This is a genomic window from Pseudomonas sp. 9_2_1, from assembly GCF_059295275.1.
Map to the genome: position 1 here is coordinate 3506121 of NZ_CM181239.1, position 19455 is coordinate 3525575.

Sequence of the window (19455 nt, forward strand, 5' to 3'; positions counted from 1 at the left end):
CATCGCGACGTCAGGCCGCTCCTACACTACGGCCAGGCCGGCAGCCTGGGGCTTGGCACTGCCAATCGGTGCCTGCAACAGCAGGAAGTACGCCACCGCCGAGCACAGCGCCACCACCGCGCTGATCATGAACGCGGTGTTGAACGAACCCGAGTACTGGATGCTGAAACCGGTGACGATCGGCGCCACCGAGCCGGCAATGTAGCCGCCGAAGTTCTGGATCGAGCCAAACGAGGCGACGCGCTGGCTGTCGACGATGGTGTTGACGATCATCCAGGCGGTGGCGCTGGCCATGTTGATGCTGAACAGCGCCAGGCACAGCAGGATGATGCAGCCGGTCAGGCCGCTGACGAACGACAGCGGCAAGGTGAACAGCGCCGCCAGTACCAGGCCGGTGATGACACTGAACTTGCGGCTGCCCAGCACGCTCATGCCGCGCTTCACCAGCCTGTCGCAGAAGCGCCCGGCAACGATGGTGCCCGCCGCGCCGAAGCCATAGGCCAGCGATACCACCCAGGCAGTCTTGTACAGGTCCAGGCCGTGCTCGCGCTCGAAGTAGCCGGGCAGCCAGGTCAGGTGCAGCCAGAGCATGTAGATCACGCCCATGAAGCCCAGTACCGCGCCCCAGGTGCTGCGGTGCTTGAACAAATCGAGCCAGCCAGCGAAGTAAGAGGCCTTCGGTGCCTGCTCGGCAGCTGCCGGCGTCTGCTGCTCACGCGGCAGCGGCTCGCCTGCAGCTGCCAGGTCTGCCAGGTAGCGCGCCTTGCTCTTGTAGAAACTCAGCCAGCACACCGCCAGCACCATACCAATCACGCCGGTGATGATGAACATGCCGCGCCAGCCGAAGTTGACCATGAACAGCGTCAGCAAGGGCGGTGCCAGGCACGGGCCAAGGCAGGTCGAGGACCAGACCAGACCGGTCGGGGTACCGCGCTCGTTGGCGTCGAACCACTCCGACAGGGCCTTGGCCGCCGACGGGAACATCGGCGCCTCGCCAATCCCCAGCAACACACGCAGGCCCATGAAGCCGGCAAAGCTGTTGACCATGCCGAACGCCGCCTGGGCCACCGACCAGCCCAGCAGCGAGGCGCCGAGGGCGACCTTGCTGCCCAGGCGGTCGATGATCATGCCCATGGGCAGCTGGGCAAAGGCATAGGCAATGGAGAACGCCGACAACAGGATGCCCATCTGCGAAGGGCTGATCATCATGTCTTTCTGGATCGAGGTGTTGGCGATCGACAGCGCACTACGGTCCAGGTAATTGACGATGCCGATCAGCAGCAGGAACACAACGGTGATGCGTTGGTACTTCTTCATAGGGTTCATGTGATGACCTTTATTATTATTGTTGCCGCGCTATCAGCGCCTCGGCGATCCGTCGTGCATGCCGCCCCTCCCTGGAGAAACGCGCCGCTCAGGGCTGGCGCGCGGTTGTAGCCACTTGCAGCAGGCCGCGTCGGCCAAGGCTGTCGATCAGCGCGCGCAGGCCGAACTCCCATCGCGGTGCCACGTCGCTGGTGGTCACGCGGTTGCACAGGGTACCCAGTTGCGGGTTGCTGATGCTCACAACGTCGCCCGCCTTGTGGGTGAAACCGTTGCCCGGCTGGTCGCGGTCCTGCTTGGGCGCGAACAGGGTACCGAGGAACAGCACCAGGCCGTCGGGATATTGATGGTTTTCGTTGAGGGTCTGCTGCACCAGATCCTGCGGGTCGCGGCTGATCTGGCGCATGGAACTGCGCCCGGACAGGACGAAACCGTCTTCGCCTTCGACCCGCAAGTCGACTTCGGCATTGCGCACATCATCCAGGCCAAAGCTTTCGTCGAACAGCCGCAGCAGCGGGCCCAGGGCGGTTGATGCATTGTTGTCCTTGGCCTTGGACAGCAGCAAGGCACTGCGCCCTTCGAAATCGCGCAGGTTGACGTCATTGCCCAGCATCGCGCCCTTGATGCTGCCATCGCTGGAAACCGCAAGCACCACTTCGGGTTCCGGGTTGTTCCAGCTGGACTTGGGGTGAATGCCGATGTTGGCGCCGTGGCCGACCGCCGACAGCGGCTGGGCCTTGGTGAACACCTCGGCATCCGGGCCAATGCCCACTTCCAGGTATTGCGACCACAAGCCCTGCTCCACCAGCACCTTGCGCAGCGCTTCGGCCTGGGCCGAGCCCGGGACGATCTGCGACAGGTCGGCGCCGATGCGGCTGGCCAGGGTGTCACGGATGGCGTCGGCCTTGGCCGGGTCGCCCTTGGCCTGCTCTTCCACTACACGCTCCAGCAGGCTGGCGGCGAAGGTCACGCCAGCGGCCTTGACCGCCTGCAGGTCGATGGGCGCCAGCAACCATGGCTGGCGCAGGTCGCGCCGGGCCGGGTCGCTGTTGTCCAGCAGCGCCTGCAGCCCGGCCAACGGCCTGGCCAGCGGCAAGGCACGCAGGTAGGCCACCGGGTCGGCCACTTCCAGCAGGGCCGAAACGGTCGCCACGTGGCCGCTGATGTCGTACACGGCACCTGCTTTTACCAGCACCACCGCGGGGCCCTGGTCCGGCAGCCAGACCCGCCCTACCCAGCTGCCGCATTCAAACGCGCTGGTATCGTGACTCAGGAGCAACAGTTGCTTGGCGTCTGATCGATCAGTCATCGATGTACCCTTGTTGTGATTTATTGGGAAAGTGCTGGCAGTTGCAGCTGCGCGGCCAGGCGGTCAAGGTCGGCCACCAGCTGCGGCGCAAGCTTCAGGCCGTGCTCCAGGGCCTGCCGGCGCAGCGCGAGCCCGGCCTGCCCAGGCAGTCGCACCGGGCGCTCAGGGTCGAGCGGGCGGCTGGCGAGAACCAGTCGACCGAGGAAGCTGGCTTCGTCGGTGAACGCGTCCAGCCCGCCGAAGAACCGCGGGTCGATGACCACCGCAGTGGCCGACGCCCCCCACTGGTCCGGGGCATCCTTGCGTCCGTGGCCGGCCAGCCCCGAGGTCAGGGCTTCCACCAGAAGCGCCAGGGCGAAACCCTTGTGGCCAAAGGCCTGGCCGCCCAGGGGCAGGATGCTGCCTTGCGGGCTGGTGTAGAAGTCGTGCGGGTCGTCACTCAGCTGGCCGTCGTTGCTCACCAGCACCGGGTGCGGCAGGCGGCTACCGGCATCGCGGCACTGGCCGACCAGGCCGAGGGTGACGGTGGACATGCTCACATCCAGCAAAATCGGGTCACCCCGGGTCGGGATACCGGCAGCAATCGGATTCGGGGTGTAGACCGGGTCGACGCCGCCGTGAGCACAGACCAGGCCCACCGACGGGTCCGAGGAATACACCATCGCCACCAGGCCCTGGTCTGTGTAGGGCTTCAGGTAGGCCGCCAGGCAGCCGATATGCGCGGCGCGGCGTACCACGGCGATTCCGATGCCCTGCTCGGTCGCGCCCTTTGCCGCGCAGTCCAGGGCGCGGCTGACGCAATACGGCCCCAACACATAATGGCCATCGAACAGGCTGGAGACACCACCGTCCGAGACTTGTTCGAGCGCCTGGGCGCGAGCCTTGACCTGCCCGTCGAGCATACCGCCGATGTAACGGCTGACCAGGTTCAGGCCATGGGTACGGTGCCCCAGCAGTTCGCCTTCGAGCAGCACCCGGGTCACCACCTGGGCGACTTCGGCATCGGCACCGGCTTTCACGAACAGCTGCTCGACAAAGATGGTGAGCGCTTGCACGTTGTAATCTGTGGTTTGAGTCATTGTGGTTGCCTTTTAAACGGGACGAGTGCGCTCGATCAGGTCACGGCGCCGATCTGCCAGGGCACGAATTCGTTTTGCCCATAGCCGTGCTGTTCGCTTTTGCTGCGTGCCCCGGAAGCAATGCGCAGCATTTGCTCGAAGATGTAAGCGCCGCGCTCCTCGATGCTGGTGGAGCCGTCGGCGATGCCGCCGCAGTTGACGTCCATGTCCTCCTCCTGGTGTTCGAACACGCGGTTGTTGGTGGCCAGCTTGATCGACGGCGCCGGGGCGCAGCCGTAGGCCGAGCCACGCCCGGTGGTGAAAGCGATCAGGTTGGCCCCACCCGCCACCTGGCCGGTGGCCGAAACCGGGTCGTACCCGGGGGTATCCATGAACACCAGGCCGTGGGCACGCACGGGTTGCGCGTATTGGTACACATCGACCAGATTGCTGGAGCCGGCCTTGGCCACCGCGCCCAGCGATTTCTCGAGGATGGTGGTCAGGCCCCCGGCCTTGTTGCCGGCCGAAGGGTTGTTGTTCAGTTCGGCGTTCATGCGCCTGCAGTAGTCCTCCCACCAGCGAATGCGCGCTAGCAGCTTCTCGCCCACCTCTCGGCTGACTGCACGGCGGGTCAGCAAGTGCTCGGCGCCGTAGATTTCCGGGGTCTCGGACAGGATCGCGGTACCCCCTGCCGCCACCAGGCGGTCGACGGCATTACCCAGTGCCGGGTTGGCAGTGATCCCCGAGTAACCGTCGGAGCCGCCACATTGCAGGCCGACCACCAGGTGCCGTGCGCTGACCGGCTGGCGTCGGACCTGATTGGCCTGGGCCAGTAGCCCGCAGACCTGCTCGATACCGGCCGCGATGGTTTTCGAGGTGCCGCCGATACCTTGGATGGTGAAGGTGCGCAGCTGCGCACTGGCCTGCAGGCCTTGGGTTTCCAGCAGGCTGTCGATCTGATTGGTTTCGCAACCCAGGCCAATGATCAGCACGGCGGCGAAATTGGCATGCACGGCGTACCCGGCCAAGGTGCGGCGCAACAGGCCAAGTGCCTCACCGCTTGGGTCTACTGCGCAGCCGGCACCGTGGGTCAGGGCCACCACGCCGTCGATGTTCGGGTAAGCGGCCAGCGCCTCGGGGTGGATGTCCCGACGGAAATGGTCGGCTACGGCGCGGGCGACAGTTGCCGAGCAGTTCACCGAGGTAAGGATGCCGATGTAGTTGCGCGTCGCGACCCGGCCATCGGCGCGCACGATGCCCTGGAACTGCGCCTGACTGCTCGGCTGGGTGCGGGTATCGACGCCAAAGGCATAGTCACGGGCAAAGTCGCCCATCTGCACGTTGTGCACATGCACATGGTCGCCGGCGTCGATCGGCTGTGAAGCAAAACCGATGATCTGACCGTAGCGGCGTAGCGGTTGGCCCTGCTCAACGCGCTCGGTGGCCACTTTGTGGCCGGAGGGAATCGGCTGGCGCACGGTAATGGCCTCGGTGTCCAGGCGCAGGCCTTGCGCCAGGGCCTGGCGGGCGATGAGCACGTTGTCCAGCGGGTTGAGGCGGATGACGGCAAGGTCACCTGTTTTGGCAATCAGTTGCATGGGACCTCTCAGGACGGCGCGGCTGGCTTCTTTTTATGGCTGCCACCTACTGTAAGAAGCCTTGTGCGACATTCCCAATGAGATGATCCGATCGAACGATAACCTGGGGTTATCGGGAGGCAGTGGAGAGATGAGATTGGCGATCGCCGGTAGGGCCTTCAGGGCTGCTTCGCAGGCAGGCCAGCTCCTGCAGTGATCGCATGAGGGCTGACAAATGCTGTGGCAAGCACCTGTCAGCCCTGACGCAACCTCCCAAAGACCCTAGAATCTCCACCTCAATGTCTCAGCGCTCATGGCTGTTCAGCACTGGCCCTCCCGACGCCGCCGCGCCCCCTCCAGCAGAATCTCGACAAAGGCTCGGGCCGAAGCGCTCAGTGGCTCATCCTTGCGGGTGACCACGCCATACTCCAGGGCCGCCAGGTGCAATGGGCTGCGCAGTTCCTTGAGCTGGCCGCTGGCCAACTGCGCGGCAACCATCGAGCGCGGCAGCATGGCGATCATCGGCGCCGATTGCAGCAGTTGCAGGAACATCGGCATGCTGATGGTTTCCACGCTGTCGGCGGGCGTGGCCAGACCGGCCACCCGGAATGCCTGCTCCAGGCGATTGCGGATCGGCGTGCCGACCGGGTACAACACCCATGGCCAGTCACCCAGCGCCGCCAGAGGCGTGCTGTGCAGCTGGTTGAGCGGGTGTTCGCTGTTGACCACCAGGCTGAAAGGCTCGGGCTCCAGGGGCTGGAAGTCGAACAGCTGGCTGAAACGCTCTTCGGTGAACCGGCCGATCATGATGTCGAGCTTGTTCTGTTCGAGCATGGTCAGCAGGTGGTCGCTGGAATGCTCCACCACCTCGATCGACAGCAACGGGCTGCGGGCCTTGATGGCGGCAATGGCCTGCGGCAGTACCTGCGCGGTAGCGGCAAAAATCCCGCCGACACGGATAAAGCCGTGCCCGCCGTTGCGCAGGCGGTTGACCTGGTCGACGAACTGCTGCGACTCGGCCAGTGCGCCCTGGGCGTAACGCACCACATATTCGCCCAGCTCGGTGGGCGGCATGCTGCGCGGCAGGCGCTCGAACAAGGCGAAGCCGAACTGCTCCTCCAGGTCCCGCAGCATCTTGCTCAGTGCCGGCTGACTGAGGTTCATGCGGGTGGCGGTGGCGTGCATGTTGCGGGTGCGCGCCAAGGTGTCGATCAGCACCAGGTGCTTGTAGCGGATCCAGTTGCAAAAGCTGGAATGGGTCATGTCCGGCGGCATCGACGCAGGGCCTCAGGCAAGTGAAAAGGCAGGGTTATTGCGCCCGCAAGTAGCGCAGCAAGGTGGCCAGGGCAACCGAGTCGGGCCGCGAGCGCAGGGTCAGCACGCCCAGGTTGGCCATGGCCAAAGGCAACTCCACCGGCAGGATGGCAACCATGCCGTAGCGGGCATAATGCTCGGCCACGTCATTGGGCACCACCGCGATCATCTCGGACGCTTCAAGCATGGCCGTGGTGGCCAGGATCGAGGCAGTCTCGACGATATCCAGCGACTGCACCATGCCGCCGGCCTGCAAGGCACTTTCGACGCGGCGGCGCATCGGGCTGCCAATGGGGTGCAGGATCCACGTCTGGGCGACCAGGTCGGCCAGTTGCAACTCGGTGACCGCTGCCAACGGGTGGCCGGCGCGGGCAATCACGCGCATCTGCTCACCGCCATCGAACAACTCGATGTTCAGGTCCTGGCTGTCGCTCTGGTCTGGCAGGCGCCCGACCACCATGTCGAAATCGCCGCGCAGCAAGGCCGGCAGCAAGGTATCGCTGGTGCCGACTTCCAGAGAGATGCGCACCTTGGGGTGGTCGCGTTTGTAGGCCAGCACCGCCCTGGTCAGCACACCCGGCACCGGGCCCATGACACTGCCCACCCGCACCAGGCCCAGTGCCCCGCGCGTCAGCTCGGCGATTTGCGCCTGGGCATGCTCAAACTCATGCAGCGCGTTTTGCGCATAGCGGATCATCACCTCGCCATACAGCGTGGCCTGCATCCCGCGCGGCAAGCGTTCGAACAAGCGCACGCCCAGGCGCTCCTCAAGTTGCTGCAGCAGCAGGCTGGCCGCCGGTTGCGTGGTGTGCATCGCGGCCGCAGCACGGCGCAGGTTGGCAAATTCGCCCAGGGCATTGAGCAGCGTTATCTGGCGGCTGGAAATCTTCAACGCGCCGAGGCTGGCAGGCGCCTGGGCGCTGTCGGGTGGCAAGCGAGGCATATCGAATCCGGTATCGCTGATTAAGAATTGGCGATTATGCCTGTATCAATGCACAACCTACAGTCAGTGCTCCCAGTGCCTGAGCAGAACAAGAGCCGACCATGAGCATACGCATTACCCACCTCAGCGTTCGCGACATCCGTTTCCCCACTTCGCTGTCGCTGGATGGCTCCGATGCCATGAACAGCGCCCCCGACTATTCGGCCGCCTACGTAGTACTGCACACCGACGCCGAAGCCCTTGAAGGCCATGGCCTGACCTTCACCATCGGCCGTGGCAACGAGATTTGCGCGGCGGCGGTGCAGTCGCTGGCGCCGTTGATCGTCGGCCTCACCCTCGAAGAAATCACCGCCGACATGGGCGGCTTCTGGCACCGCTTCACGGTCAGCGACAGCCAGTTACGCTGGCTGGGCCCGGAAAAGGGCGTGATCCACCTGGCCACCGCGGCCATCGTCAATGCCGTGTGGGATCTGTGGGCCAAGCACGAAGGCAAGCCGGTGTGGAAACTGCTGGCCGACATGACGCCCGAGCAGCTGGTGCGCTGCCTGGACTTCAGCTACGTCACCGACGTGCTCACCCCCGAAGAAGCCATCGCCCTGCTGCGCCGCCAGGCTCCCGGCAAACCCCAGCGCGAGGCGCAGATGCTGCGCGAAGGCTACCCCGGCTACACCACCGCCCCGGGCTGGCTGGGCTACAGCGAAGAAAAAATGCGCACGCTGGCCCGCGAAGCTGTGGAGGACGGCTGGACGCATATCAAGCAGAAGATCGGCGCAGACCTGGAAGAGGACATTCGCCGCGCCAGCATCCTGCGCGATGAAATCGGCTGGGAGCGGACCCTGATGATGGATGCCAACCAGGTCTGGGGAGTAGACGAATCAGTCGCCAACATGCGCCGCCTGGCGGCCTTCGAGCCGTTGTGGATCGAAGAGCCGACCAGCCCGGACGACATTCTCGGCCATGCCACCATCCGCCAACGCATTGCCCCGATCGGCGTCGCCACGGGCGAGCATTGCCACAACCGGGTGATGTTCAAGCAGATGTTCCAGGCCGGTGCGCTGGACTTCTGCCAGCTGGACGCCGCCCGTCTCGGTGGGCTGAATGAGGTGCTGATCGTGCTGCTGATGGCTGCCAAGTACGACGTGCCGGTGTGCCCGCATGGCGGTGGTGTCGGGCTGTGCGAATATGTGCAGAACATCGCACTGTTCGATTTCATCGCAGTGTCTGCCTCGCTGCACAACCGGGTACTGGAGTACGTCGACCACTTGCACGAGCACTTCATCGACCCGGTGGTGATCCGCCGCGGGCGCTACATGCCCCCGCAACGCCCCGGCTACAGCATCGAAATGCATGCCGAAACCCTGGAGCGCTATCAGTACCCCAATGGCGCGGTGTGGCTCGACATCAACCGTTCCTGACCCTCAGACCTGGATGTGCCGACCGTGTGCGGCACACCACCAGCACTTTCATCGGGGAAAAAAACAATGACAACCCTCACCGGCAGCGCAGCGGCCTCGGCCCCTGCCGCCTCCACCGAGCAGCGCCTGAACGGCTTGCTGCTGCGCAAATTGATGCCACTGCTCATCGTGGTCTACGTGATGAGCTTTCTTGACCGCACCAACATCGCCCTGGCCAAGGCCAGCATGGGTGTGGACCTGGGCCTGTCGGCAGCAGCCTATGGCCTGGGCGCCGGCCTGTTCTTCCTGACTTATGCCTTGGCCGAAGTGCCCAGCAACCTGATAATGCACCGAGTGGGCGCGCGCTTCTGGATCACCCGCATCATGATCACCTGGGGCGTGCTGTCGGCGGGCATGGCCTTCGTCCAGGGCGAAACCTCGTTCTACATCATGCGCTTGTTGCTGGGGGTTGCCGAAGCAGGCCTGTTCCCCGGTGTAATGCTGTACCTCACCTACTGGTTCGACCGCGAACAGCGCGCCCGCGCCACCGGTTACTTCCTGCTGGGCGTGTGCCTGGCCAATATCCTCAGCGGGCCGCTGGGGGGTGCCCTGCTGGAAATGGACGGGGTTATGGGCTGGCATGGCTGGCAGTGGTTGTTCGTGCTCGAAGGGCTACCCGCCGTGGCCCTGGCCTACGTGGTCTGGAAGAAGCTACCTGACGGGCCCGCCGCAGCGCCCTGGCTGTCGGCCTCCGACGCCCAGCACATCGAACGGCGCCTGGCCGCCGAGCGGGCGGACGCACCGCAGCAGAGCAAACTGGGGCAGATGTTCCGCGACCGGCAGACCTGGCTGGCGATCGTGGTGTACTTCGTGCACCAGATCACCATCTACACGGTGATTTTCTTTCTGCCGGGCATCATCGGTACCTACGCAGCGCTATCGCCTTTCCAGGTCGGCTTGCTGACTGCGGTGCCGTGGATTGCTGCCGCCATCGGCGCCGCCACCTTGCCACGGCTGGCCACCTCCCCCCGGCGCTGCCGCACGCTTTTGTTCTTCGGCCTGCTGACCATGGCGGCGGGGTTGCTGCTGGCGTCGCTGAGCAATTCGTTCATCGGGCTGATCGGTTTTTCACTGACCGCCCTGATGCTGTTCGTGGTGCAGTCGATCATCTTCGTCTTCCCTTCCAGCCGCCTGAGCGGTAACGCACTGGCGGCTGGCCTGGCGTTCGTCACCACCTGCGGCCTGCTGGGCGGGTTTGTCGGGCCGTCAGTGATGGGGGTGATTGAGCAGACCACTGGCAGTACTCGCAACGGGTTGTGGATCATTGCGGCGTTGCTGCTGTTTGCAGCGCTGGTCAGTACGCGCTTGCGCCAGGGGCAGGAGTGACTGCGTAGCTGAGCGGGTCGGCCTGTCTGGAGATTGCATAAGGGCTGAGAAGTGTTTGCCGTAAGGTATGCAGCGCTCGAGCTCACAGGCGCTGCATATCTAGCGGCAAGCACCTTTCGCAGGCCGCCCGCAACGCAGCTCCAGCACCTGCGCCAAGCGCTCCACCGCCTGCTGCAGATCGTCTGGGTCATCCCCCAGCCACACCAGCGCCAGGTACTGCTGGTAACGCCCCTGCAGGCTGAACTGCGTACCCGGTAGGGCATGCAAGGCCGAACCTGCCAGCGCAACAACTACCTCAGCCCACGGCAGCGGTTGGTGAAAGCGAACCCACAGCGTTCGCCCGCCCTGAGGTATTTCCAACGCCACCCGCGGGCCAAACTGCAGCTCCAGCGCACGCGCCAGGCTTTGCGTACGCCTTTGCAACTGGGTGCGCAGCTGTGCCAGCTGCGTCTCGATTTCACCTTTGCCCAGCATGTGCGCAAGCGCTTGCAGGCGCAGCGGCGCCAGCCGGAACGCACGTTCGCCGAACGCCTTGGCCAGCGCGCCGTCATGGCCCAGTACATAGGCATACGGCGCCTCGGCCCCCACTGCAGCCTCGAACGCCCCAACTACCAACAGCCAACGCGGGTCGATCCAGTCGCGCAGGCGTGCGTGCGGCGGCCCGCTGAAACACAGTTCACTGTCCAGGTCGTTTTCCAACAGCCATACCGGGTGTTGGCCAAGCAACTGGCCAAGCTGCTGCAGGTGGTACGAGGAAAACAGCCGGCCCTGTGGCGTGCCCAGACACGACGGCATTACCAGCATGCGCACAGGTTCGCTCCTCAGCAAACTGGCCAGGGCACGCAAGTCCGGGTTGCCACGGCTGTCCAGTGGCACCTCCAGCACGCGCATGCCCGCGCGCGCCAAGGCGCCCAACACCTGCCAGCAACAGGGCGAATGTACCAGCACGGTGGTGCCGTGCAGGGCCAGCGCTGCCAGCAGCGTCTCCAGCAGCGCCAGTACATCCGGGGCCAGTTGCACGTCATCAGCACGCCAGTACTGGTTGGAAGAGCGGGTATAACGTTCTGCAACCGCATTGCGCAGCCGCGCACTGCCAAGCGCCTCCCACGGCGCAGCGCTGGCGGCACGCTGGCGGGCCATGCGCCGTTCGTGGGCGAGCAAGGCCCGCTCCAGCACTGGCTGAACGGGCAAGGGCGGCTGTCGGGGCATGGCCACAGCCTCCTGTTTGCCTGCGCCCAGCACGTAGTACCCCGACCGTGGCAGGCACTGCACGCGGCCCTCCTCCTCCAGCAGGTTGTAGGCACTCTGCACCGTGACCAACGATACCCGCAGCCGCCGGGACAGCGCACGCAACGACGGTAACCGGCAAGGGGAGGCACCCGCTGCCTGGTCGATCAACGCCTCCAGGTAGCGATAAACCTTGCGGTAGGCGAACTCCCCGGGGGCCGCTCGCCCCATCAATACTGCCCCGCAAAACCGCGCCGCCGCGCCAACAGCGGCCGCGGCAGCAAGCGCAGGCGGGCATCGCGGCGCGCCAGGTTGCTCAGCAGGCGCCAGGCGGTCAGCGGCAAGTGCCCTGCATAGATCACCCGTAGCTGGCGCAGCGACAAGCCACTGGTGTTCACCAGCCAGTCTTTCACCGCATCAGGGCAGGCTTTGCCTTGCAAGGCCCTGTGCAGATACGGCAACGCCACCAGCATGTCAGCGTGCCTGCACAACAGAAAACGCTCGAGATTTTTCCCCTGCCTGGCAAAGGGGCTGAACAGCAGGCATACCAGTTGGGTCTGGTTGATGCCGTAGGCTTTGCCGAGTTGCAGTTGATGCATGTCGCGCCGCTGCTCATCGCCCGCCTGCCCCGCCAACCGCAACGCCGGGCGACCGGCCTGGGGCTCGATACTGCGGGCACGCAGCTCGTGCAGTCGGGCCAGTGCCAGCGGGTCAGCGAACGCCGCCAACGGCCAGGCATCCGCGCCAGCCTCGAAGGTAAAACCCAGCATGGCATCCAGCGGCTGCTCCTCAAGCAAATGTGGCAGCAGGTCATCAACGGCGATCACCCGCACCGGCGCATCATCCACTGCCGCGCCCGCCGACGGCTCGGCGAAACTGGCCGGCGGTATTCTGGCGGCGCCGTGCAACCGGCTCAGCCCGCGCGCCAGCGCCGCCAGGCACTGCAGCCCATGTGGGCCGCGCGCGCCTGCCAGGCGCAGGTTACGCCGTGCCCAGGCGAGGTAACGGCGCCGCTGCAGCGCCGGAATGGCCGTAACCAGCGCGTCGGCAGGTGCAGGTGCCTGCAGCGCAAAGCCCACGGCGTCCGCCAGCTCCAGGTGCAGGCGGCTACCCAGCAGGGCTTCGGGCCGGGCATCGACCAGGTGGCCGAACATCAGCATGGCATCCCTCGCCAGTAGCCAGGGTTCAGTGTCTGCCGAGGGGCGGCTGCCGAATGCCACCGCTTCGCGCCCCTCTATCATCTGCAACTGCACCCGCGAGTCGTCCTGCATGAACAGGGCATTGAAACTGCGTTCATGGTCCTCCAGCGTGGTGCTGTCGGCTGTTGGCAGGCTGGCCACCAGTACCCGCAACTGAAAGGTTACCGGAGAACGCAGGGCGATACTCAGTTGCGCGGCGCGCAACATGGCCAGTAACCGGACACTGCGCCGATCGCTGCCTTGCAGCACCAGCAAACGGAAGGTACCGATGTACTCAGGGCCACCGGCGGCAACCAGCAGCCGCTGTATCAGCAACTGCACGGACGCGCGCTGAGCCTGGGACATATGACTCAGCAAGCGTTCGAGTACTTGCTGGTAGATATACTGCATTGCCTGGTCGTGAATAGCAGTCACGAAATCACCTCATCAACTTCAGGCAGTCAATACATGAAGAATCGAGCACTTCGGACTCAACATGTATTGCGCTTACCCAGCAGAAATTTGCTACACACGTAAAGAAGTAATGACGCAATCAATCACTGTCGCCAGGCCATCGAGAAAAACGCACCGACATACCAGGCCTCAGCCGCCACACACCCCATTGACCCAGGCATAGCCATGCTCATATCACGCTCCTTGCGCAAACTATCATTGGGCCATTATCGAGGGATGCAGTGCGAATGAAAGATACAGATCCGGGTAAAAAAACCATTCAGCCAAGGAGCGCGACCAGATTGAAGGGCAAGCATGAATAGTTCAAGGATGAATAATTGGCGGGATATTTCCGAGAACGCAGAAGCTATCGAATTATATGTAAGGCACTCCGCTTTTTATTGTAGGAATCTTCCTATTTTCAGCGCGTAAATAATTTTGTGCCGGCCACAAAAAACCCGGGACTTCGCCCGGGTTTCCACATACGGCAAGCCGCTATGCGTGTTGCGCCATGTCCAGCACCACCCGCCCACCGCAGGGGCATTGGTCCATGTAGCGATGCGCCTCCACGACCTGCTCGAACGGGTACACCTTTATGATCTGGGGTGTCAGCAACTGGTCGGCAGTGAACTGGTTGATATCGCGCAAGGCGCGCTGCAGGGCGACCTGGTCCTGACTAATGCCCAGCTCCGGCTTGCCGGTGAAGTTGCCGATGCAGTGCACGTAGAACTGGATGTTCTTCTGGAACGCCGCACAGGCCGGGAACGGCGTCTGGTTGCCGCCTTGCAGGCCATACAGGACCAGGCTGCCACGCGGCGCCAGCACATCGCCCAACAGCGACATCTGCGGCCCGCCCATACCGTCAAGGACCATGTCCACACCACGGCCATCGGTGTACTTGCCCACCTGCAACAACAGGTCCTGTTCTTCGGTGACGATCACCTTGTCGGCGCCCAGGCCCAGCAGGTATTCACGCTGCTCGGGCTCTTTGGTAGCGGCGAACACCTTCAACCCCAGGGCTTTGCCCAACTGCACGAAGGCAGGGCCTGCACAATGGCTGGCATCGGTGACCAGCGCGGTCTGCCCGGCCTTGGCCCGGGCCAGGTCGACGTAGGCAAAATAGGCAATCAGCAGGGGCGTGTAGTGCACGCTGGCCTCAATCGGCGTGAGCACATCCGGGTAGCGGGTAATGGCCGTGCGCGGCAGCACGATGACATCGCCATACACCGGGTGGTCGTTGGCGCTGGTGGCCGGGAAGCTGGCAACCCGATCGCCCACCGCAATGTCCTCGACCCCTTCACCGACCGCAGTCACCACCCCGGCCATTTCGTGGCCGATGCCCGCTGGCAGGCGCGCCTGGGACGGCGCCAGGTTCTGGCGCCAGAGCACGTCATACCAGCTGACGCCCACCGCTTCGACGCGGATCTGCACCTCGTCGTTTGCCGGTGACGGTTCGGCCTGCTCCTCGCAACGGAGCACATCGGCAGCGCCGAACTTGTGGAAACGGATCATGCGGGACATCGCATACCTCGCCTTTGTGAACCTCTAATTACCACTGACTTTATCCGGGCTTTTCCAGTTAGACCATCAGTGGTCATTAATAGTCGACATGCTTGTCATCGATTGGGCACCCGACTTTCCCTGCGATTGGTACCCCTAAACCCGTGCAGGGTAACAGCCTTTGGCCTTAAGATTCACCCCTGCCCCACTTTAGGCGAAGCGCACCGATGAATCGAAACGACCTGCGTCGCGTAGACCTCAACCTGCTGATCGTGTTCGAAACGCTGATGCATGAGCGCAGCGTGACCCGCGCTGCGGAAAAACTGTTCCTCGGCCAGCCGGCCATCAGCGCGGCCCTGTCGCGCCTGCGCAACCTGTTCGACGACCCGTTGTTCGTGCGCACCGGCCGCAGCATGGAGCCCTCGGCGCGGGCCAACGAGATCTTCGCCCTGCTGTCGCCAGCGCTGGACTCCATTTCCACCGCCGTCAGCCGCGCCGCCGAGTTCGACCCCGCCACCAGCAACGCCGTGTTCCGCGTCGGCCTCTCGGACGATGCCGAATTCGCCCTGTTGCCTCAGCTGCTCAAGCGCATCCGTGCCGAAGCGCCGGGTATCGTGCTGGTGGTGCGGCGGGTCAACTACCTGCTGATGCCGACCCTGCTGGCCTCGGGTGAGATTTCGGTGGGGGTCAGCTACACCAGTGACCTGCCGGCCAACGCCAAACGCAAGATATTGCGCCGCAGCATGCCGAAACTGCTGCGGGCCGACAGCGTGCCCGGCAGCATCACCCTGGACGACTTCTGTGCCCGGCCGCATGCGCTGGTGTCGTTTGCCGGCGATTTGTCCGGCTTTATCGACGAAGCCCTGGACGAGATTGGCCGCAAGCGTCATGTGGTGCTGGCGGTGCCGCAGTTCAATGGGCTGGGGAGTTTGCTCGCCGGGACCGATATAGTCGCCACGGTGCCGGACTATACGGCGCAGGTGCTGACCGCGGCCGGTGGCTTGCGGGCCGAGGATCTTCCGCTGCCGGTGCGCAGTTTCGAGCTGCACATGGCCTGGCGCGGGGCGCAGGACAATGACCCGGCGGAGCGGTGGTTGCGGTCGCGGATACAGATGTTTTTTGGCGACCCTGATAGTCTTTAGGGGCTTCGCGCCTGCTTGTTAGCTGATCATCTCTGCCTTTTTCATGCCTCGAATGGCCGTCTACTTCCTGCTAATTGCGACATTTTGGGTATATTTGAGGGGATGCGGTGGCTGATTTGAAAATGATGCCACCAACCGAAGACGCTCAGCGCCCCCGACACAAAAAAACTCCTAAGCATTTGGCTTGCAGGGAAAGCTTGGCAAATAGGGAAGAGGACTGAAGAAACCGCAGGCCTGTTGGCCCACGTGATGGTGGCCAAGTTTGCCGATCGGGCCTATGTCTGGGCCTACAGCACGACGCCGTTTTCGGTGCTCAAAGCGGTGGTTTACGACTTCAGCCCAAGCCGTGCTGGCGAACATGCGCGCAACTTCCTGGGCGACTGGAACAGCAAGCTGGTCTGCGACGACTTCGCTGGCTACAAAGCCGGTTTCGAACAAGGCATCACTGAAATCGGCTGCATGGCCCACGCCCGTCGCAAGTTCTTTGATCTGCACATGGCGAACAAAAGTCAGCTGGCCGAACAGGCCCTGCACTCAATCAGCGGCTTATACGAGATCGAACGCCAAGCGCGGGGCATGAGCGATGAAATCAATGGATGCCGGCCTGCTGAATAATGAATCGCCCCGAAGCAGAAGCTTAGGAGCGATTCACTACTACAGCTCTAGGCGGGCAGGCTCAGGTGCAGCAAGGGGAAGGGGCGGCCCTCGCCATCCAGCGGAGAACGACCTGTTTGAACAAATCCGTAATGTAAATAGAACCCTACCGCTTCCGGGTTCTGTTCATTCACATCAACACTCATCTGACTGCGCGAACTGCGGGCATGATCCAGCAGTGCGCGGCCAATCCCTTTCCCTCGCAGATCTGGTTCGATGAAGAGCATCTCTACGTGGTTTTCATCAAGACCGATGAACCCTAGCGGGCAGTCCTCGGCATCTACCGCAACCCATAATTCAACAGCGGGCAGGTAAATATCGCGGAGCTGAGGGAGCAATGCCTCAATATCGGATTCTTGCAGGAAGTGATGTGTGGCGCGAACGGAGCGCAGCCAAATGTTGAGCAGTTGCGGATGGTCGGCGTTAGTAGCCTGACGAATGATCATAGAATCATCCTTAACACTTGATATCGGAAATGAGGCGCGCTAGTAGATAGCGACCGTATAAGTGTCGGCAACTTGTATGACCGCTTCGCGAGTTAACGCCTGGGCGGTTCACGGCAGAAGTAGCCGGAAAGGAGGGAGGAAGGACGGTACTGAGAGGCTTTTGGGGTGTCAATAAAAAATTACGGAAGGGAATGGTGGAAGCATACCTAACAGAGGGTGGTCGGGCCGGTTCAATCATGCCCTTTTCATTCAGCCTGAGCTGCAAGCGTTTGAGCATCTGATCGAATGTCCCCTGGTTTCGCCAACCTCGGAACTGTTGATACACCGTTGACCACGGGCCAAATCGCTCTGGCATATCTCGCCATGCAGCACCCGAGCAGAGCACCCAGAGCACGCCATCGAGCATCAGGCGGTCGCTCAGGCGCGGCCGGCCCCGGCCATGGTTTTCGATGAAAAGATTGGAGACCACATCCCAGGCCTCGTCCGAGAGTTCATACGCTTTGCCATCACAGGATTCCTTTCCGCAGATGGCGGGGACCCTACAAAATCTCAGCGCCGGAGGCGCGGCGATTGGTTTTCTCGGGATTTCTTACAGTGCCTAGCGCCCGATCAGCAAAACCAAGATTGACCACGTAAGGATTATTCCTTGCCATCCCCTCAATAGATCCGGGAGAACGCTCATGCCTGCCATCCATGAAATCGCCACGCGCACAAAGCATAAGCTGCCCGGCCGCAGCAGGGCTGCGCGACCGGTCGGCATCCCCTTGCGGGATACGGTGAGCAAACTGGCGTCACCGATGAAGTCCAGCCCGCTGTGGTCGAAGTTTTCACCGTTGTAGTCGTCCAACGGAATACCCAGGCGGGCACCGATGAATGGGTTGAGCATCTCGTCTTCGAACCATACGTGCGCGCTGGCGCAGGTGTGGTCGCAGGGTGATAGGACCTCGCCTGGCCCGCGCGCAAACCTTGATGTCGAAGGGTGCCGTTTGTCGGTCGAACTGCCTCCTTTACAGGTTGGTGCTGTCGTCTATTGACATTAGCCAGAGCATTTCTCATGCGACAGTTCCTGCCAGCCGTAGCCCTGCCCCTTACCTGCTGCCTACTGTGGGCCTGCTCTACGCCCGAGACCAAGTCACCTGTAGAGCCACCAGGCAGGCCCGCGTCAGTTCAAACCCAGATGCTTGAAGCCGGAGCGGCGACGTTGCAGTCCAAGCCCCCCATCGACGCCATCAACGCCTATCTGGATGGATTCCACTTCTACAACGGCCACCCCGGTGTACAGATGGAAGCGCATCACTACTGCTCCATCCTCAACGAGGATGTCATTCAGTGCGTGATATTCGATGGCAATGCGAAAGATGCGAAGATCATGGGCGTCGAGTACATCATCGACGAAAAGCTCTTTGCTGGGCTTGCGGCCCAGGAGAAGGCTATGTGGCATAGTCATGGCTTTGAGGTTTCCTCTGGGCAGCTGGTCGCTCCCGGCATCCCTGCGCCTGCTGAACATCTGCTGATGAAACGGCTTGCCCGTACCTACGGGAAGACCTGGCACACGTGGCATACCGACCAGGACAAAGCGCTCCCTGTGGGCGTGCCGCAGTTGATGATGGGCTTCACTGCCGAGGGCCAGGCTGACCCAACGATGGTCGAACAACGCAATCGGCGCCTGCGAGTGGATGCGGCAAAAACAAAGGCTCAGCGAGCTGATATTCAAGTACCTGCGGCTGATCCTCTGGCGAATGGCTGGCAGCACGGTACCGTCATTCAGATCACCGATCCAACCGGAGCCCATCTGCACCGCCCCGCCACATCGACAGCTGACGAGGCGAACAGCCGAGCGAGCGCGCCGAGTAGTTGAACCGGCAGAGCGTTCAGCAGCCTTGGATGTGGAACCCAGCCCTTCATACTGTACTCGAAACCCTCAGGGACACCTGGTTATCGGGCAAGCGAATTGACCGCAACACCCCCGTATCGGACTCAATGAAAACGATTGGAATGACGTGATGGGAAGCTGGATCGGAATGCTGGAATGGCCTGCGATGGCAGTGACCGTATTGGCAGCTTGGTGGATAGGATCGCGGCGCCCTGGGCGGCGAAAAGTCGGCTTCTGTTGCTTCATCGCAAGTAACGTTCTGTGGGCCGTGTGGGGATGGCATGCCCAAGCGTGGGCGTTGATTGTGCTCCAGGTAGTGCTGTGTCTCATGAACCTCAGGGGATGGAAAAAGAACACAGCGGCGCAGGTGCAGTCATGACCAGACCACAACGGTCAACCTGATGGGTTTCATCCACCTCAAGCTGAACCAGCTGATCCGGGCGACGAAGTCCGCCGAGCGCTCCGTCCTTGCCCTCGAAGGGCTGGACAACCGGCAGTTGCATGCGTTGCGCAAGGAATATCGGGATGGGCGAAAACTGTGATCAGGAAGCACCACCAGGCAGCGCTAATGCCGACGCCGAGCCTGCTCAAACCACGAGCGAAGACGCCAATAGTTGAGGTGAAATTTCTTTCAGGCAACGAATTGAATTCAATGCCATGGCATCACATCGATCTGAT

General features: G+C 62.8%; 16 protein-coding genes and 3 pseudogenes. 7 read left to right on the forward strand and 12 right to left on the reverse strand.

The genetic code is table 11. The annotated features are described in order from the left end of the window. Nucleotides 1–21: 21 nt before the first annotated feature. The 6 genes from AC5O5I_RS15770 to AC5O5I_RS15795 all read right to left on the reverse strand — a co-directional run bounded on the left by AC5O5I_RS15770 (nt 22) and on the right by AC5O5I_RS15795 (nt 7524). Complete coding sequence (locus tag AC5O5I_RS15770; protein ID WP_172231168.1) at nt 22–1317, reverse strand: MFS transporter; 1296 nt, start codon at nt 1315–1317, stop codon at nt 22–24. Nucleotides 1318–1414: 97 nt separating this feature from the next. Further along, nucleotides 1415–2632 (reverse strand): fumarylacetoacetate hydrolase family protein, encoded by a 1218-nt coding sequence (locus tag AC5O5I_RS15775; protein WP_172287097.1) that lies wholly within the window; start codon nt 2630–2632, stop codon nt 1415–1417. A 20-nt stretch (nt 2633–2652) separates the two neighbouring features. After that, the gene (locus AC5O5I_RS15780; RefSeq protein WP_494511108.1) at nt 2653–3711 is read right to left on the reverse strand and encodes an Ldh family oxidoreductase; all 1059 of its coding nucleotides are present in this window, start codon (nt 3709–3711) and stop codon (nt 2653–2655) included. Nucleotides 3712–3746: 35 nt separating this feature from the next. Then, nucleotides 3747–5288 carry a UxaA family hydrolase gene (locus AC5O5I_RS15785; RefSeq protein ID WP_172224242.1) on the reverse strand — a complete coding sequence of 514 codons (1542 nt, stop codon included), beginning with the start codon at nt 5286–5288 and terminating at the stop codon, nt 3747–3749. A 300-nt stretch (nt 5289–5588) separates the two neighbouring features. Then, nucleotides 5589–6542: a LysR family transcriptional regulator gene (locus tag AC5O5I_RS15790; RefSeq protein ID WP_172224234.1), complete on the reverse strand. Its 954-nt coding sequence runs from the start codon at nt 6540–6542 to the stop codon at nt 5589–5591. Nucleotides 6543–6576: 34 nt separating this feature from the next. Beyond that, nucleotides 6577–7524 carry a LysR family transcriptional regulator gene (locus tag AC5O5I_RS15795; protein ID WP_172287094.1) on the reverse strand — a complete coding sequence of 316 codons (948 nt, stop codon included), beginning with the start codon at nt 7522–7524 and terminating at the stop codon, nt 6577–6579. A 101-nt stretch (nt 7525–7625) separates the two neighbouring features. Here AC5O5I_RS15795 and AC5O5I_RS15800 point away from each other — a divergent pair, with 101 nt between their 5' ends. Further along, nucleotides 7626–8939, forward strand: a complete 1314-nt coding sequence (locus AC5O5I_RS15800; RefSeq protein WP_172224228.1) for an L-fuconate dehydratase — start codon at nt 7626–7628, stop codon at nt 8937–8939. Between the two features lie 66 nt (nt 8940–9005). Beyond that, entirely contained in the window at nt 9006–10304 is a 1299-nt protein-coding gene (locus AC5O5I_RS15805; protein WP_172224226.1) for an MFS transporter, read from the forward strand. 99 nt (nt 10305–10403) lie between these two features. Here AC5O5I_RS15805 and AC5O5I_RS15810 read toward each other — a convergent pair whose 3' ends face one another. From AC5O5I_RS15810 to AC5O5I_RS15820, 3 genes are all read right to left on the reverse strand, one after another. Further along, nucleotides 10404–11762, reverse strand: coding sequence for an aminotransferase class I/II-fold pyridoxal phosphate-dependent enzyme (locus AC5O5I_RS15810; protein WP_172224223.1), 1359 nt, complete (start codon nt 11760–11762; stop codon nt 10404–10406). Further along, nucleotides 11762–13144 carry a hypothetical protein gene (locus AC5O5I_RS15815; protein WP_172224220.1) on the reverse strand — a complete coding sequence of 461 codons (1383 nt, stop codon included), beginning with the start codon at nt 13142–13144 and terminating at the stop codon, nt 11762–11764. The genes AC5O5I_RS15810 and AC5O5I_RS15815 overlap by 1 nt, the downstream gene beginning before the upstream one ends. A gap of 513 nt (nt 13145–13657) precedes the next feature. Beyond that, nucleotides 13658–14683 (reverse strand): zinc-dependent alcohol dehydrogenase family protein, encoded by a 1026-nt coding sequence (locus AC5O5I_RS15820; RefSeq protein ID WP_172224216.1) that lies wholly within the window; start codon nt 14681–14683, stop codon nt 13658–13660. A 206-nt stretch (nt 14684–14889) separates the two neighbouring features. On the opposite strand from AC5O5I_RS15820, the gene AC5O5I_RS15825 reads away from it, so the two are divergent. Next, complete coding sequence (locus AC5O5I_RS15825) at nt 14890–15804, forward strand: LysR family transcriptional regulator (protein WP_256676246.1); 915 nt, start codon at nt 14890–14892, stop codon at nt 15802–15804. A gap of 258 nt (nt 15805–16062) precedes the next feature. Further along, nucleotides 16063–16392: pseudogene (locus tag AC5O5I_RS15830) on the forward strand (IS66 family transposase); the annotation flags it as partial. Nucleotides 16393–16466: 74 nt separating this feature from the next. Here the strand turns inward: AC5O5I_RS15830 and AC5O5I_RS15835 are convergent. The 3 genes and pseudogenes from AC5O5I_RS15835 to AC5O5I_RS15845 form a co-directional block, all read right to left on the reverse strand. Continuing rightward, nucleotides 16467–16904 (reverse strand): acetyltransferase, encoded by a 438-nt coding sequence (locus tag AC5O5I_RS15835; RefSeq protein WP_494511109.1) that lies wholly within the window; start codon nt 16902–16904, stop codon nt 16467–16469. A 229-nt stretch (nt 16905–17133) separates the two neighbouring features. Next, nucleotides 17134–17355: pseudogene (locus tag AC5O5I_RS15840) on the reverse strand (transposase); the annotation flags it as partial. A 147-nt stretch (nt 17356–17502) separates the two neighbouring features. Beyond that, nucleotides 17503–17790, reverse strand: coding sequence for a hypothetical protein (locus AC5O5I_RS15845; protein ID WP_494511110.1), 288 nt, complete (start codon nt 17788–17790; stop codon nt 17503–17505). 168 nt (nt 17791–17958) lie between these two features. On the opposite strand from AC5O5I_RS15845, the gene AC5O5I_RS15850 reads away from it, so the two are divergent. The 3 genes and pseudogenes from AC5O5I_RS15850 to AC5O5I_RS15860 all read left to right on the forward strand — a co-directional run. After that, nucleotides 17959–18762, forward strand: a complete 804-nt coding sequence (locus AC5O5I_RS15850) for an OBAP family protein (protein WP_494511111.1) — start codon at nt 17959–17961, stop codon at nt 18760–18762. A 145-nt stretch (nt 18763–18907) separates the two neighbouring features. Next, on the forward strand, nt 18908–19156 hold the full coding sequence (locus tag AC5O5I_RS15855) for a hypothetical protein (RefSeq protein WP_256676245.1): 249 nt from the start codon (nt 18908–18910) through the stop codon (nt 19154–19156). Nucleotides 19157–19187: 31 nt separating this feature from the next. Then, nucleotides 19188–19395 (forward strand): annotated as a pseudogene (locus tag AC5O5I_RS15860) (low affinity iron permease family protein); the annotation flags it as partial. Nucleotides 19396–19455 lie beyond the last annotated feature (60 nt).